This window comes from Corynebacterium epidermidicanis (assembly GCF_001021025.1).
Classification (GTDB): Bacteria; Actinomycetota; Actinomycetes; order Mycobacteriales; family Mycobacteriaceae; genus Corynebacterium; species Corynebacterium epidermidicanis.
In genome coordinates, this window is record NZ_CP011541.1 from 841,381 (window position 1) to 857,029 (window position 15,649).

Sequence of the window (15,649 nt, forward strand, 5' to 3'; positions counted from 1 at the left end):
CTGGAAAGCACGGCATCCTCGTTGGAGCTTATGGCAGATTGGCCGGACGTTTCGGTGGAGCAGACCTTCGCTGGCAGTAGTTGAATCGATGATGACAATGGGGAATTCGTTCCCTAAGCCAGGTTTGCGCAGGGGCTACGTAAAAGGTTTCGCGGAGTATTCCCTGGCGGGGGCCATGATAAATATGTTGTATTTATAAGTTAATCTGCGCATAACTCGGATATTCATCTTGAAATTGGTGTTTAGTAAGAAAAGTAGACAACCTACAAACTTTTAAGGCAAATGTAGTTGCCGTGTGATCCGCTAACATGCCGTGACCGGTGGAAATCTGATTGTAGAAGTACACTAGGCATCGGGAAAGGATGCGGAGGGTAGAAGATGGGTCTGGCGGAGAAGCCACGCATACTTTCGTTCTGGCGACGCTGGCGCCTCCACCCTTGGGGACTGATCCTGGGGGGAATCATGTTTGCTATTGCCGCCACGCCCTCTTTGTTGCCACGCGACTGGCAATTCCAAGCCGTAGCCAGCGGTTTCTCGGCTGCTTCTGGTTACGGCCTCGGAGTATTTCTCGATTGGAATTGGCGCAATTGGGGCAGGGAGGTAGGAGCCGTCTTCGGGCACAAGTTCCTGCGAGCCTTCGCCTTTGAAGAAGAGTATGCTGCGCTGAAGCAGCGTCTCCGATTCTCGGAACGGACAAAGTTTCGCATTGAGATGTCCCTGCTGGCAGCGGTGCTGGTGTGGGTCGCTTATATTTCGGTTTCTGCCGTTCGTTGGCAGAGTGAATTGCATGCATACATGGGGATGCCAGTGCATTTTGGTTGGGAGGCACTGGGGATTTTGCCTGTGGGGCTCGGCCTGTGGGCACTCGTTTTGTTGCTCGTGCACTGGGCGCTGGATTTGGGCAGGTTCGTTGCTCGAATCGCACCCGAGCGCTGGACAGCAGCCGCCCATTCGATCATCGCCGGCGTCGTAGCGCTCAGCCTCGGGCTCTGGCTTGTCGATTCCGTCATACCTGGCACTGTCATTCGCACATTTGAGGAAGGTGCGGCAGTAGCAAATGGTGAACCTGACCCTTCGCTGTCGCCGCCAAGCAACCCTCATCGCTCTGGGTCGGAATACTCCTTTAATCGATGGGACGGACTCGGGGCCCACGGTTCGCGCTTCATCAGTGCAGGCATGACTGCTACGGAAATTGAACAGGTTACTGGCGCCCCAGCCAAGGAACCAATTCGGCTATTTTCTGGGCTCAAGAACGGTGAAACCCCGCAGATCCAAGCGGACCTGTTAGTGGCCGAGCTCCATCGCACCAAGGCACATGAGCGCAAAGCGATCCTCATTTCAGGTACTACCGGCACTGGCTGGGTGAACCCCACAGCAGCGCAATCTTTCGAGCTGCTCTACGGCGGTGACACTGCCATCGTGGCCATGCAATACTCCAATTTGCCTTCACCAGTGCAGTTCATTTCTTCCAAACAGCTGGTTCACGAGTCTGGCAAAGCGCTCGTGGATACCGTAGTCGCCTGGCGAAATAGCCTCGCCGAAAATCAGCGTCCAGAGTTATACATCTTTGGTGAATCTCTGGGTTCTACCCAGGGTGAAGGCGCGTTTACAGGAGTGCGGGACATCACGCGCCAGGTAGACGGTGTTTTGTGGGTGGGTCCCCCGAATTCCAACGAACTGTGGGCATCGTTGAGTCTGCGTCGTGATCCCGGCACCCGCGAGGTCGCGCCGGAATTTGGTGGTGGCACCACCGTGCGGTTTGCGGAGAACTCGCGCCAGATTTCGGGCATGCTTCACGACGACGCCCCGTGGAACCGCCCACGTGTCCTGTTTATTCAGCACGCCACAGATCCGATTGTGTGGTGGTCGCCAAACCTGCTGTTCGAGCAGCCTGACTGGCTCAAAGAATCGCCGGGGATCGGGCGGCATCCGAGCATGAGCTGGCAACCGATCGTCACGTTCTGGCAGGTCACGCTGGACATGGCGAACTCGGTGAAGGTGCCCGACTATTACGGACACAACTACGGCACCGAGGTGCTAGACGGGATGGCGGCGATAACTGGATACGAGGGAGATGTGGAGCTGCTGCGTGAGGCGCTGCAGGCCAACTAGTAGTCTTAATAAACGTACTGACCTGCGTAGCAAGTGTTTTACTTGCGCGCTCATTGACCCTGTGGAGTGGAGTGGTGAACGTGGCCCGGCTCAGCTTGAAAACCATCGAGGAACGCGTCGAATCGCTGGGGAATCGCGAAAACTATGACCGTGAATTTATCTTCGAATTACTCGATGTTTTTGGTAAGCCGAAGGCAACGATCACCAGGCTTCGCTCCGGTTCCATCAACATTGCGCAGGACAAGGACAAAGAGGTTGGCCTGAAGAACACTGTCTACTTCCGGGAAAGCGCAGATGCGCTCGCCGAGCTTCAAACATTGCGTACCGAGCCACATGTAATTCGGTACAATCCTCGTTTCATTATCACCACGGACTTTGTCGAGCTGGTGGCCCTGGACATGAAGACCGGCGAGAACCTGCTGATTCCAATTCGAGATATTGCGCAGCACTTTATCTTCTTCCTGCCGTGGGCAGGCATGGAAAAGGCGCAGTATGCTGCCGAATCTCATGCGGACGTCAAGGCTGCTGAGCGCATGGGCAAGCTTTTCGACGAGCTGCTGAGAGCTAACCCAGACTTGACCTCAACCGATGAAGGTCGGCATGGTTTCAATGTGTTCTTCACGCGTCTGCTGTTTTGCTATTTCGCGGAAGATACTGGAATCTTCAAAGAGAACCAGTTCACCAATGCTGTAGGTTCGCACACCCACACGGACGGCTCAGATACCCGGGAATTCCTCGCTGAACTCTTCCTCGCACTGGATACGCCGAATGTAGGGGACAAGCCGAGCTACCTTTCTGGGTTCCCCTACGTCAATGGCCGGCTGTTCAGTAAGGATGCCCCGGTCAGCATCCCGACGTTCACCAAGCACGCGCGTGAAATCCTGATCCAGCTGGGAACCTTGCTGTGGCAGGAGATCAACCCGGACATCTTTGGTTCGATGTTTCAAGCGATCGTCAAATCCGAGCAACGCTCTGACCTGGGGCAGCACTACACCTCGGTGCCCAACATTCTCAAAACGATCGAGCCTCTGTTTTTGGATGAGCTCAAGCAGCTTTTCGACGCCGGCTATGACAGCCCCAAACAGTTGACGGCACTTCTGGCTCGAATCTCCCAAATTAAAGTGTTTGACCCTGCCTGTGGCTCCGGCAACTTCCTCATTATCGCCTACAAGGAACTACGCAAACTCGAACATGCGATCCTTGGCCGTCTCGCGGAGCTTGATCCAGCCAAATACAGTTCGATGGTAACTACGTCCCTGGTGAACATCGAAAACTTTTACGGCATCGAAATTGATGACTTTGCCACCGAAGTAGCTATCCTTTCCCTCTGGATTGCTAAGCACCAAATGAATAAGGATTTTGAAGATAAGTTTGGTGTCGCGATCCCACTCATTCCGCTGAAGGAAACCGGTCAAATTCGTGCCGGAAACGCTTGCCGAATCGACTGGAACGAAGTATGTCCAAATAATGGCTCTGATGAGATTTATCTGATTTCAAATCCGCCTTATGGTGGCTCGAAGAAGCTTGAACCAGAGCAAAAGGAGGATTACGATTTCATTTTTGGTTCCGAACCATATAACAAGAATCTCGATTACGTGGCACTGTGGTTTATCAAAGGGGCGCGTTACATTCAGGGCTCACTAAGTAAGGTCGCATTGGTCGCTACCAATTCCATCTCCCAAGGTGAGCATGTTTCTCTGATGTTTCCGTATATTTTCAATCTGGGTGTTGAAATTGGATTCGCTTATGCTTCGTTCAAATGGGAGAACAATGCAAAGAGAAATGCTGGGGTAACAGTTGTTGTAATCGGCCTGCGGAATAAATCGGATGATCCGAGATTTATTTTCGACTCGGGGATTTCGCGATTTGCTCAAAATATTAATGGCTACCTTTCGGATGCTCCAAATGTGGAGATCGTGCGACGCAAGTCTAATTTTAATGAGCATTTGCCGAAGATGGCCTTCGGAAGTATGCCAAGAGATGGGGGCAACTTAATTCTTTCGGAATCTGAATTTGAACAGCTGGTGAGTGGGAATAAAGAGGTTTTAAAGTTTATAAAGAAATTTATCGGAGCCGAAGATTTTATCAAAGGAAATGTTCGGTACTGTCTTTGGATTGAGGATAATCAGGTCGAGGATGCGATGGGAAATGCATTCATTCGTCAACGGTTGGATCGAGTGAGGCGAGAACGTGCCGCAAGTAAGGCTAGTAGTACTCGTTCATATGCAGACCGTTCGCATCGATTTGTGCAGATTTCATACAAACAAACTGATTCGATTATTGTGCCCAGTGTTTCGTCGGAACGGCGGGAATACATTCCGATTGGTTATTTAGATTCAAATACGGTGATTTCGAATCTGGCTTTTGCAATCTACGACGCCGAGCCATGGCTCTTTTCCCTGCTTACCTCGAAGATGCACATGGTGTGGGTTCGTGCTGTCGGTGGGCAATTGGAGACGCGACTTCGTTACTCTAACACCATCGTCTACAACAATTTCCCAGTGCCGCCATTGTCTGATGAAGTCAAGGAAGCACTCACCAAGGTGGCGCTCCGAGTGTTGGATGTGCGTGAGTATCACTGTGATCGGACGCTGGCTGAGCTCTATGACCGGGAGAAGATGCCGCAGGACTTGCGGGAGGCGCACCATGCCGTAGATAAGCTCGTTGATTCCCTCTATGGGGAACAGGTGTTCGATGATGAGTCTCGACTGTCTACTCTGTTTGCTATGTATGAGGAGTACATCGAGCGGGAAGCGCAAGAGCTGCTCGCCAAGAAATCGAAGGGTAAGAAGAAGTGATTACTCCGGGGCAAGGCGGCCGACATGCCGAGGCAAACATTGTCAATGTGGAATACGCGCAGGCGGGTACTTCGGTTAATACCAATGAGCTCGGCATGCGCGAGATGCAGCAGCGAGTATTTGAGGAGCGACATGCGCAGTATTTGCTGGTGAAGGCGCCTCCTGCGTCGGGTAAGTCGCGCGCGTTGATGTTCGTGGGCCTAGACAAGCTGTTTAATCAGGGGCGTCGAAAGGTCATCGTAGCGGTGCCGGAACGCTCCATCGGCGAGTCCTTTGCTTCCACCAAGCTCACACCCTTTGGCTTTTTCGCGGACTGGGAGGTAAAACCCGAGAACAACCTATGCACCCCGGGGACGAGCCAAAGCAAAGTGGATTCTTTTGTCTCGTTCCTTAACGGCCCAGATGCAGTGCTGGTATGTACACATGCCACCCTGCGCTTTGCCTTTGAAAAGCTATCCCCGAAAGAATTCGACGGCACCGTACTCGCAATTGACGAGTTTCACCATGTCTCCGCTGACATGGAAAGCAGCAAGCTTGGCGCTCTGCTACGCGAGGTAATGAAGGAATCCGACGCCCACATCGTGGCGATGACGGGATCCTACTTCCGCGGTGACTCCGTTCCGGTGCTATCCCCAGAAGACGAAGCGAAATTCACTCCGGTCACCTACAACTACTACGACCAGCTCAACGGTTACCAATACCTCAAATCGCTGGGAATTGGACATCACTTTTACGGCAACCAGTACCTTGAAGCGATTGGCGAAGTCCTCGACCTGGACAAAAAGACCATCATCCATATCCCGAACGTCAACTCCGGCGAGTCGACCAAAGAAAAACTCCAAGAGGTCGACTCCATCATTGACATTATTGGTGATGTCGTCTCGACCGATGACACCACTGGCATCATTTCCATTCGTAGGAAAGACAACAGTGAAATCCTAAAAGTTGCTGACCTGGTGAATGACGCTGATCAAAAGGCCCGCGCCAAGACGCTGCTGTATTTGACCCAGGTTGCTTCCAAAAACCGGGATGCCGTCGACATCATCATCGCCCTTGGCATGGCGAAGGAAGGCTTCGACTGGCCATTTGCGGAGCATGCGTTGACCGTTGGTTACCGCGCTTCGCTAACAGAAGTTATCCAAATCATCGGTCGAGTCACCCGAGACAGCGAAGGAAAAACCCACGCCCAATTCACCAACCTCATTGCCGCGCCGGACGCCACTCAAGGAGAAGTCGTTCTATCAGTCAACAACATGCTCAAAGCCATCACGGCCTCCCTGCTAATGGAACAGGTCCTTGCGCCCAACTTTGAGTTCAAGACCAAACACTCCGGCGACGATGCTGCACAGCCTGGTGAAATCAAAATCAAGGGCTTTAAAGAACCATCGACAGACCGAGTACGTCAAATCATTGAATCCGACCTCAACGACCTCAAAGCCACCATCCTGCAGGACGACACCTTTGCACGCGCAGCCGTCGGCAAGGTCGATCCGGAAACGACTAACAAGATTCTGATTCCAAAAATCATTCGTAAGCGGTACCCAGAACTATCGCCAGCGGAAGTCGAAGAAGTTCGCCAGCATGTGGTGGTTGACTCTGTCATCAAAAATGGCGAAGTTCGCAACGTCGGAGATCAGCGCTTCCTCAAAGCAGGAGACAAATTCGTCAACATTGACGAAATTTCCATCAACCTCATCGACTCCGTCAACCCCTTCCAACGCGCTTTCGAAGTCCTCTCCAAATCCGTCACACCATCCGTGCTGCGCCTCATCTCAGACGCAATCGAAACCGGTCGTATCACCATGACTGAGGAAGAAGCAATGCACCTCTTCCCGGCCATCCAGCAATGGGTTAAGGTCAACGGCAAACGCCCAGACCGCCGTTCAGAAGACCCAACGGAAAAGAGCTACGCCGAGGCAATCCTTGTGCTTCGAAAGATGAAGCAAAAGCGTGAACAGGAGAAACAACAATGAGCCTGTACGACGACTTTGACAAACTCCTCGAAAGCGACCTTGACGGTCTGCTCGACGAACCCGAAAAAGTAGCACCGGTCACCTCCCAAGACCGGCTCGAACGAGCATTCCTCGAAATCAACGAGTTCTATCGAGAGAACCGAGAAAAGCCAAGCTCAACCACCCGGAACATCTCCGAGCGTAAACTAGGTGCACGCCTCGACGGCATTTTGGCCAACCCCAACAAAATCGAAGCTCTAAAACACCTCGATGAATTCGCACTGCTCGAGCTTCCCGAGGCGCCCACAACCATCGACGAACTCAACTCCCTCGATGACCTTGACCTGCTCGGCGATGACTCGGGAATCTTTGACGTCGGCGCCCTTCCTGCCAAGCCAAGAAAGAACGAAGACGCCGCGAAACGCAAGCCTGCAAAGGACTTCGACAAATTCAAACCGCTATTTATTGATGTGCAGCAGAAACTAGAAGCCGGGGACCTCATTCTGGTTCCGTTCGGCGGAGTATCCACCATCGAACAGGGAAAGTTTTTCGTACTCGGTGGTCTGACCTGCTACATCGCTGAAGTAAAAGAGACCAAGCTCAAAGCAAACGGCGATCGCCTGCGTCCGAAGCAGCGACTCCGCGTCATCTTTTCCAACGGCACCGAGTCATCCATGTACAGGCAATCCCTAGCAATTCGGATGTACGAACAACAAGGCCGCGCCTTCGCCCAAACCTCATTCGACGAAACCGAAATCATGGACCCGGCAGTCATGACAGGGCACATCTACGTGCTCAAATCACAAAGCACGGACCCGCAAATCGCGGGCATGAAAGACCTATACAAGATTGGCTACAGCAGGACGGCCGTCGAAAAGCGCATTGCCAACGCCGCAACCGACCCGACCTATCTCATGTCACCCGTAGAAATCGTCGCCGACTACGAACTACAAGCCATCCGGCCATCGGCGCTGGAAAACCTCATTCACCGGGTGTTCGACAGCGCGCGCCTGCAACTTAGCCAAATCGACTTGGAGGGAAAGAACTACACCCCCAAAGAATGGTTCGTTGTGCCACTTACGGTGATCAATCAAGCCATCGACATGATCCGAACCGGCGACATCGTCGAAGTTCACTACGATAGGGAACTACAAAAACTCGTCCTCAACGAAGAACAGGAGCTTTTCCAATGATCCTCATCAACGTTAAGTACAAAGTCCGTCCAGAATTCGTCGATACCTTCCGCCAGGAAGTAGCTGCATTTACCGACGCCACCCGCGCCGAGGACGGCTGCCTGTTCTTCGACTGGTACCGTTCCACCGAGGAAGATGATGTATTTATCCTGGTAGAAGGCTTCAAGGACGATGCCGCGGAAGCGCATGTCAACTCCGAGCATTTCAAGCAGGCGTGCGTCGATATGCCGAAGCTGCTGGTGGAAACGCCGACCATCATCAATACGCTCATCCCGGGAAAGACTGAGTGGGATGAGATGGCTGAGTTTAAGGTCGAGAAGTAGTTCTTTCTCGTCCATGAGTGCAGCGCAGGCCAAAAGCAAACTTTAGGTTAACGGCGGGTAGACTTGCGGGTATGGGAAAAAAGGACGCAAACAAACCACCTAAGCTAGCCAAAGAAGCGTACGAGGCCGAGCTGAAGCGGCTTCAGGCTGAGCTCGTCGATATGCAGCAATGGGTGGTGGAAACCGGTGCCCGCGTGGTCATCATCATGGAGGGGCGCGACGCTGCCGGAAAAGGCTCCGCGATCAAACGCATCACCCAATACCTCAACCCGCGTACCTGCCGCATCGAGGCGCTGCCGGCCCCGAACTCTCGGGAGCAGGGGCAATGGTACTTCCAGCGCTACGTCGAAAAGCTGCCGACCGCCGGAGAAATCGTCATCTTTGACCGCTCCTGGTACAACCGCGCTGGTGTTGAGCGAGTGATGGGATTTTGCACCTCGCAGGAATACCGACGCTTCCTGCACCAAGCCCCAATCTTTGAGCGCTTGCTAGTTGAAGACGGCATCATGCTGCGCAAATACTGGTTCTCCGTGTCCGACGAAGAACAAGTCAAGCGGTTTAAATCGCGGCGGAATGATCCGCTTCGTCGCTGGAAGCTATCGCCGATGGATCTGCAGTCCATCACGCGCTGGGAAGATTACTCGCGCGCGAAGGATGAAATGTTTATCCATACCGACATTCCATCCGCACCGTGGTACACCGTGGAATCCGAAGACAAAAAGCGGTCCCGAATCAACGTGATCAGCCACCTGCTCTCCACGATTCCTTATGAGAAGATCGATCGTCCGTTGCCGGAGATCCCAGAACGCCCTGAATCGTCCAATGATTACGTGCGACCGCCTCGGGAAGAGTTCCGCTATGTGCCGGACGTGGCGGCACATCTGGAAGAAGACCGACTCGCAGAAACTAAAAAGCCTGGAAAGAAGTCCCACAAAAAGACCAAAAAATAGTTCCCGCGCTCCGACCGAACTCACCCCTTGGCACTGTTTGAAGCCGATACAGGTCCGCAAACTCGGGGACCATACCTCATCTTCAACCGCGGTATTTCCTTCTCAGGCAAGGTGCCAACCGGAATTCCGCCCCAAACCGCTCGTGGGATCTCCTGCCCCAACGGCGGGGGTGAAATCGAACGGAGAAAGCAAAAATTGCACTAAGCAGCGAAACAAACAACGCGAATTGGGCTTAAGCATGTCGCGTCGAAAAGCTAGTGCGGGTTGTTTTTCTGCACTTTCAGCCAAGTGATAAACCCCCACAATACAAACGCCCCGTAGACGACGTAGAGAAACGCCGAAGGGTAAAAACCGGCATGTAGGAGTAGCGGTACGCCGACGATGTCGACGCCGATCCAAATCAGCCAGAACTCGGTCCAGCCACGAGCCATTCCGTAAGTCGCCAATAGTGAACCGGTGAAGATCCAAGCGTCTGCCCATGGTCCCCACGAGCCCAGGGCCTGAAAAACCCATGCGCATGCCACCGTGCTGAATACTGCGAACACGACCATGCCAAGCCGCTCACGTGTGCTAGCCCAGCGTGGTCGCACCGCAGAGGCATCGGCGGCCGGCTCCGACACGATTGATCGAGCAGGATCCAGTTCCGTTTCCTCTTTGATTCCTTGACGTCTGGCAACAGACCAGGAATACCAACCGTAGGTGCTCACCACTAGAAACATCACTTGGCGGCCAGCTTGGCCGTACAAATCCAAATTCTGGGGTGTGGAGAACGCGCTGCCTAAAAACACCGTAAACAACAAAATGTTGCCGATAATTCCAATCGGCCACGCCCACACCACGCGTTTCATCCCACCGTAAGCGCTGGCGAGGCCAAAAATGTTGCCGATGATTTCTCTCCAGAGAATGGGCACGCCACCAATCATCAAAGTGGCACCTAGGAGTTGATTGAAGAGGTTCATTTCAAAGCTGAGGTTACCCGAAACCGTACTGGCTATGCTCGCCGACCACTGAGCATTCGCCCGTTAGAGCTTTGGGAAGCATCGGCCACCGACCGGGTAGTGCTTTGTCAGCGGGTGAACTCACCGCTGCGCACTAGTGCGAAAGTTTTACGAATGCGCTGTTCGAGCTGGTCGGTGGCTTCCATTGAGCCACTGTGCAGCAATTCGCTCTCGATCGCCGCTGCGGCTGTGTGGGCAGCTAGTTGGAAGGCCAGTTGAACCCTAAGGCGATCGTGGTCGGGGTAACGTGCATAGCACCGCTCCAGGAACCATTGCGTGAGCTCTTTCATTTCCGCAGGCACCTGCCCAGGGGACATGCAATCAACCTGTTGGCTGATCGTGAACAGCGCGGTGATGGTGCCACGCATGTTTTTATCGTGCAGGATCGTGTCGATCAAAATGAGCTCGATGGTGTCGAACAGGCTGGTCGTGGCTGGAATCCCTTCGGCTTTTGCAAGCAGAGCCTCAACGGATCCCCGCAAATATTCACCGAGCGCCTCTTCGCGGGACGCAAAGTAGTTATGAAAAGTCCGCGTTGAGACATTGGCTGCTTCGGCGATGGCCGCGACGGTTACTGCATCTGCACCATCGCGCATTGCGATTTCCGCTGCCGCAGCTGCAATTGCAGCACGAGTAGCTGCCTTTTTGGATTCGCGGAGACCAGCCATGAGTGTTGCGTTACCTGAACTTTCTGTAGCGGGGTGACACGGACGAGAGGTTAGTTCGAGGCCTGAATTCCGGCGCTTCGCTGGAGGCTTTCGCCCTCGATATCAACCTTGGGCAAGATCTTATCGATCCAGCTTGGCAGCCACCAAGCCCGTTCGTCGAGTAGAAACATTGTGGCTGGGATGATCATCATGCGGACCACGAAGGCGTCGAAAAGCACGGCCACGGCGAGGGCAAAACCCATGGTCTTGATGAAGACGGCGTCTTGAAGCATGAACGCGGCGAACACCGAGATCATGATGAGGGCAGCAGCCGTGACGACGCGCGCGCCGTGCTTGAATCCGTTGGAGGTCGCATTCCCGGCAGTCTTACCGTGCGCCCAGCCTTCACGCATGCGCGTGACGAGGAAGACCTGGTAATCCATCGCAAGGCCAAACACGAGTCCGATTAGCATGATAGGGAGGAAGGAAAGCAATGGTTGTGGGTCTTCGATGAGGCCCAGCCAACCTTCCTGGAAGAACCCGACCGTCACACCGAACGTCGCGGCTACAGAAAGAGCAAAGCCTGCAGCTGCAATGAGCGGCACCCAGATGGAGCGGAATACCAGCATGAGCACCAAGAATGCTAACGCAAGTACGATCGCCACATAAGGCAAGAGGACATCTTGGAGGCGCTGCGAGATGTCATCGAAAATTGGGGTGGCACCGGTGATTCCATACGTACCACCCGTTTCACTGTTGAACGCTGCGGCGTGCTCACGCAGTCGTGCCAGGGTCTCAGAAGCGCGTTCATCTGTTGCGCCAAACTGTGGGGTGATTAGCACCTGCGCGGTATCCAAGCTGTCTGTGGTCTTGACTACCTGTGCGTTGGCCACGCCTTCGGTAGTGGCAAAGGTTTCCACAGCCTTTGCGACGGCCTCTTGCCGGCCTTCCGGCTGGACGTCGGCTAGGTCAATGAGAGCGATCATCGGAGCATTTCGTCCTGGGCCGAATGCTTCCGCGGTCGTGTCGTAAGCAATGCGGGCAGGAGAACCAAGGTTGGCGCTGCCGTCAGTAGGCATGGCGAGGCGCAGGTTACCTGCGGGTATTGCCAGAAGCGCTAAGAAAGCTACGCCAGCAACAAGGTGGATAAGTGGGTGTTTGCGGATACGACGTACCCACTTGAGGCCCATGGTTGGTTTTTCGTCCTCTGGATCCGGAGCTTTAACAGCAGGCACCTTTCCAGCAAATGCCTTGGTCCCGAGCGCTCCCAGCAGAGCCGGCAGGAAACTCAAGGCCACTGCTACAGCAATAACGACGGTCGCAGCTGCAGCTAGCGCCATGGCAGATAGGAATGGAATGTTGATAATCGTGAGGGCCGTGAGCGCGATGATAACAGTGAGACCTGCGAAAACGACGGCAGAACCGGCCTTGCCCACAGCGAAGCCCATTGCCTCAGCGCGTTGTTCACGAGAGGTTCGTTTGATTGCCTGGGCAAGTTCGGCAGGGGAAAGGTCATTGCCAATCCGCGAGATCAATTCGCTACGGAACCGCGAAACGATGAACAGCGCGTAATCGATACCCACAGCCAGGCCGATCATTGAGGCAAGAGTTGGAGTCATATCGTTGATCGAGTCTGTAAAAGCCGTGCCCAGGGTGATGCCCAGCAGGCCGACCGCCACACCTACTACCGCAGAAATCAGAGGCATGCCTGCTGCGACAAAAGAACCGAAGGTGATCATCAGAACCAGGGCAGCGATTGCAAGACCAATGAGTTCCGATGCCCCACCTATGGCGTTGTTGCCCTGCATGACTTGGCCGCCGTAGGAAACGGTGATGCCGTCGCGTGGCTCGTCAAGGGTCTGCTGCAAATCAGCAAGGTCTTCTGAAGACACATCCATTGACGTTGCTGCATCGAAGGTCACAGATGCAATGCCCGTCCGGCCATCTTCGCTCAACGGGGACAGAACTTTGAAGTCCGCCTCGATCTGATCCGGAGGAACGCCTTGTGCAGCCTTTGCTTGGCTGAGCTGCTGTTTCATTCCCATCGCTGCCATCGCAGGCGAAACAAGCTGCTCTTTGCGAATTAGATAGTCTTTCGCTTGGAGGTCGCCCATCAGTGAGTTGACGGCATTCTTTTGTTCTTCGTCATTCAAGGTTTTCCCTTCGGGAGCCTGAATGACGATTTGTGCAGTTGGCTCGCTAGTTGGGTCAACACTGTCGGGGAAGCGTTCCTTCATTTTCTCTTGAGTCACCACGGAATCGAGGCCCGGAATAGAAAAGGAACTGCTCGTGTTTTTGGAAAAGGCAGTAGCACTTCCACCTACTGCTACGAGGATGATCAACCAGATGGCAAGGTATCTCCAGCGGTTGAGGTAGGCATTTTTGCCAAGCTTGTATAGGAATGAAGCCACGAAAGTATCCCCTTGGGTAGACGTTTGAGAAACATTGCACAGTCTATGCAAACTTGCATGATGGGTGCAACATTTAGGGGATGTGAGCTGTGAGCTGGAATTTTGGGCGTAAGTAGCCACGGACGTGCGGAATTGTGGCACACTCAACACTATGCAAAGAAAACGACATGAAACACGCCACGATGCTCCAGTGCGTGCATACGCTCAAGCATCCACGGGCATTCTTGAGCTCAACCGGCCCCGTGCGATTAACGCCATCAACGGCGAGATGGTAGATATCATCACGCCGGCGCTCGAGGACTGGCGCGATGACCCGGAGATCCATCGGGTGCTCATCTTCTCGAACTCCGAGCGTGGCTTCTGTGCGGGAGGGGACATTCGCGAAGTGCGAGACCACGCCATTGAAGGTGATCACGAGTTTGGGGATCAATATCTCCAGAAGGAGTACACCATGAATAAAATCATGGCGAATTTCCCCAAGCCGTACGTGGCGCTGATCGACGGCGTCGTGATGGGTGGTGGCCTTGGCGCCAGTGCCCACGGCAGCCACCGAGTGATTACGGAAAAGGCGTTCGCTGCAATGCCGGAGATGGCGATCGGCTTTGTCCCCGATGTGGGAATTTCCTACATGATGACGCACATGGTCGGCGAGGAAGGCCGGAAGATTCCGGCTCTTGCTACCTTTGCTGGCTTGACCGGCTACCGCTTAAGCGCAGCGGATATGCTCTACACCGGCTTGGCTACTCACTTCGTGCCGAGCAAAGACCTGGCGGAGTTCCAAGAAATGCTCATCGCGGAGTCTATTGATGAGGCGCTCGAAAAGTACGCGGGGGAATTGGACGAAGAACCGAGGATCCGCGAATTCCTGCCTGAGATTGAGGCATGCTTCAGCAAGGGGACGTGGGCGGAAATCGATGCCGCGCTGAACGAATGTGAAAACGAAGAATTCGTTGACCTGGTGCGTGACCTAATGAGCAACGCGAACCCGTCCTCGGTGGTTGCTTCGGCAGAGATGTACGCAGTGAACACCAAGGTGAGTACCGTCGAAGAAGCAATTCACAACGAATACGAGATCGGCTACCTGCTGCGACGCGAGCCGAACTTTGCGGAAGGCATTCGCGCGGTGTTGGTTGACAAGGATCGCAACCCCAGCTTCGTGCCTGCTACCTACGATGAAGTAGACGCTGCCAAGTACCACGCAGTATTGAACTAGCGATTTTCGGCTCGCAGGCGTACGTGCTCTAGGTACTCCTCGCGGGCCGCGTCTTGGTCGATGTCGCCTGCCGGTGGCTGGCTGAGCACAGCGTGGATAACTTCGCGGGTTGCCACCGGGACCGTGAATTCGGGGTGCTGTAGCAGCACCACGCGATAGGCCGTCGGGGTGAGCGGAATGAAGACATGCGTCCACACTTGAGAGGCTGCTTTGGCGCAGTCGATCAGGTTGAGCTTTTGGGCAACATCGAGTGGGACCTGCGGTCGGACAAACACGGGCATCGTGTGTTCCTGCCCAAAGTTGCGCAGGTGGCGGACTAGGGGACTATCAGCCCAGGTCCACAGCCCGTTGGAGACGTGTCCGAGTGGGATTCCAAGTTGGGGGAGTGCGGCAGCCAGTTGTGGGTTGCTGTTCACGCGGGCGTCGAAAAGCATTTGGTGCTCGCGGGAGAGGTAATAGCTGGTAGTGCGTAGTTCCTTGGTGGTGGTGTGTGGCGGTAGGGAGGCGAGCCCGCGACGAACGGCGAAAGCGGTGAGCTCGCGCGGAGTCGGATCCCACGGGCCATTGAGTAGTGCTTGTTGTGCTGTGCTGCGGCTGGGAGCGATGGTGAGCGCAAGGACTGTGACGTGGTCGTTGAAGGGGACGCGGATGATGGGGGCGTCGTCGCAAAGGGTGCGAGCAGCGGCGGTGAGTACGTCCAGGTTGATCGCCGGAGTGGGAGAATTGAGCTCGGGGATGTTGAAGCTGCTTGCTGCGGTGGCGGCTTGGGGAAGGTTCCAATGCCATTGGTCGTCCTGGATGGTGGCTACGAGTCGGGCTGGTACGTCGAGGTCGGGGTGCCCGGAGCGTCCGAAGCGCACGGTGAAGCCATCGTTGGTGCGAGCGACTTCGGTAGCGTTGACTGCACCGAGAAATTGATTGAAGTGAGCGTCAATGTCAGCTTGGTTAATCTTGCCGTCTTCGGCTAGCTCATTGAGGGTACGCGGGGCAGCTAAATGCACGTGAGTCAACTTCCATTGGTGTCTGCGGTATCTAGCAGCACAGCTCACATC

The 15,649-nt window shown here is 54.4% G+C and carries 11 protein-coding genes; 7 read left to right on the forward strand and 4 right to left on the reverse strand.

Annotated elements, in window-relative coordinates; translation table 11 throughout:
* The first annotated feature begins 462 nt into the window (after positions 1-462).
* The 6 genes from CEPID_RS03970 (at position 463) to ppk2 (ending at position 9,328) form a co-directional block, all read left to right on the forward strand.
* A complete protein-coding gene (locus tag CEPID_RS03970) occupies positions 463-2,112 on the forward strand; it encodes an alpha/beta hydrolase (RefSeq protein WP_158408019.1) in 1,650 nt (549 codons plus the stop codon).
* 80 nt (positions 2,113-2,192) lie between these two features.
* Positions 2,193-4,910, forward strand: coding sequence for a DNA methyltransferase (locus tag CEPID_RS03975; protein WP_047241332.1), 2,718 nt, complete (start codon positions 2,193-2,195; stop codon positions 4,908-4,910).
* On the forward strand, positions 4,907-6,883 hold the full coding sequence (locus CEPID_RS03980) for a DEAD/DEAH box helicase (protein WP_236684291.1): 1,977 nt from the start codon (positions 4,907-4,909) through the stop codon (positions 6,881-6,883). Before CEPID_RS03975 ends, CEPID_RS03980 begins: the two co-directional genes overlap by 4 nt.
* Positions 6,880-8,055 (forward strand): GIY-YIG nuclease family protein, encoded by a 1,176-nt coding sequence (locus tag CEPID_RS03985; RefSeq protein WP_047239860.1) that lies wholly within the window; start codon positions 6,880-6,882, stop codon positions 8,053-8,055. Before CEPID_RS03980 ends, CEPID_RS03985 begins: the two co-directional genes overlap by 4 nt.
* Positions 8,052-8,378 carry a putative quinol monooxygenase gene (locus CEPID_RS03990; protein WP_047239861.1) on the forward strand — a complete coding sequence of 109 codons (327 nt, stop codon included), beginning with the start codon at positions 8,052-8,054 and terminating at the stop codon, positions 8,376-8,378. Before CEPID_RS03985 ends, CEPID_RS03990 begins: the two co-directional genes overlap by 4 nt.
* A gap of 71 nt (positions 8,379-8,449) precedes the next feature.
* Entirely contained in the window at positions 8,450-9,328 is an 879-nt protein-coding gene (gene ppk2 / locus CEPID_RS03995) for a polyphosphate kinase 2 (RefSeq protein ID WP_047239862.1), read from the forward strand.
* Positions 9,329-9,582: 254 nt separating this feature from the next.
* On the opposite strand, the gene CEPID_RS04000 is transcribed toward ppk2, so the two are convergent.
* The 3 genes from CEPID_RS04000 to CEPID_RS04010 form a co-directional block, all read right to left on the reverse strand.
* Positions 9,583-10,287: a nicotinamide mononucleotide transporter family protein gene (locus CEPID_RS04000; protein WP_047239863.1), complete on the reverse strand. Its 705-nt coding sequence runs from the start codon at positions 10,285-10,287 to the stop codon at positions 9,583-9,585.
* Between the two features lie 107 nt (positions 10,288-10,394).
* Positions 10,395-10,994 carry a TetR/AcrR family transcriptional regulator gene (locus CEPID_RS12425; protein ID WP_052843363.1) on the reverse strand — a complete coding sequence of 200 codons (600 nt, stop codon included), beginning with the start codon at positions 10,992-10,994 and terminating at the stop codon, positions 10,395-10,397.
* Positions 10,995-11,044: 50 nt separating this feature from the next.
* Positions 11,045-13,384 (reverse strand): MMPL family transporter, encoded by a 2,340-nt coding sequence (locus CEPID_RS04010; RefSeq protein WP_047239864.1) that lies wholly within the window; start codon positions 13,382-13,384, stop codon positions 11,045-11,047.
* A 151-nt stretch (positions 13,385-13,535) separates the two neighbouring features.
* Between CEPID_RS04010 and CEPID_RS04015 the strand changes: the two genes are divergently transcribed.
* Positions 13,536-14,597 carry an enoyl-CoA hydratase/isomerase family protein gene (locus tag CEPID_RS04015; RefSeq protein WP_047239865.1) on the forward strand — a complete coding sequence of 354 codons (1,062 nt, stop codon included), beginning with the start codon at positions 13,536-13,538 and terminating at the stop codon, positions 14,595-14,597.
* On the opposite strand, the gene CEPID_RS04020 is transcribed toward CEPID_RS04015, so the two are convergent.
* A complete protein-coding gene (locus CEPID_RS04020) occupies positions 14,594-15,598 on the reverse strand; it encodes a DUF6882 domain-containing protein (protein ID WP_047239866.1) in 1,005 nt (334 codons plus the stop codon). The two genes, CEPID_RS04015 and CEPID_RS04020, sit on opposite strands and share 4 nt — an antisense overlap.
* Between the last annotated feature and the right edge of the window lie 51 nt (positions 15,599-15,649).

What these genes read in the sequence shown, in the direction of transcription:
- CEPID_RS03970 (WP_158408019.1), top strand. Translation starts at nt 463, where the DNA reads ATGTTTGCTATTGCCGCCACGCCCTCTTTGTTGCCACGCGACTGGCAA.
- CEPID_RS03985 (WP_047239860.1), top strand. Translation starts at nt 6,880, where the DNA reads ATGAGCCTGTACGACGACTTTGACAAACTCCTCGAAAGCGACCTTGAC.
- CEPID_RS03990 (WP_047239861.1), top strand. Translation starts at nt 8,052, where the DNA reads ATGATCCTCATCAACGTTAAGTACAAAGTCCGTCCAGAATTCGTCGAT.
- ppk2 (WP_047239862.1), top strand. Translation starts at nt 8,450, where the DNA reads ATGGGAAAAAAGGACGCAAACAAACCACCTAAGCTAGCCAAAGAAGCG.
- CEPID_RS04000 (WP_047239863.1), bottom strand. Translation starts at nt 10,287, where the DNA reads ATGAACCTCTTCAATCAACTCCTAGGTGCCACTTTGATGATTGGTGGC.
- CEPID_RS12425 (WP_052843363.1), bottom strand. Translation starts at nt 10,994, where the DNA reads ATGGCTGGTCTCCGCGAATCCAAAAAGGCAGCTACTCGTGCTGCAATT.
- CEPID_RS04015 (WP_047239865.1), top strand. Translation starts at nt 13,536, where the DNA reads ATGCAAAGAAAACGACATGAAACACGCCACGATGCTCCAGTGCGTGCA.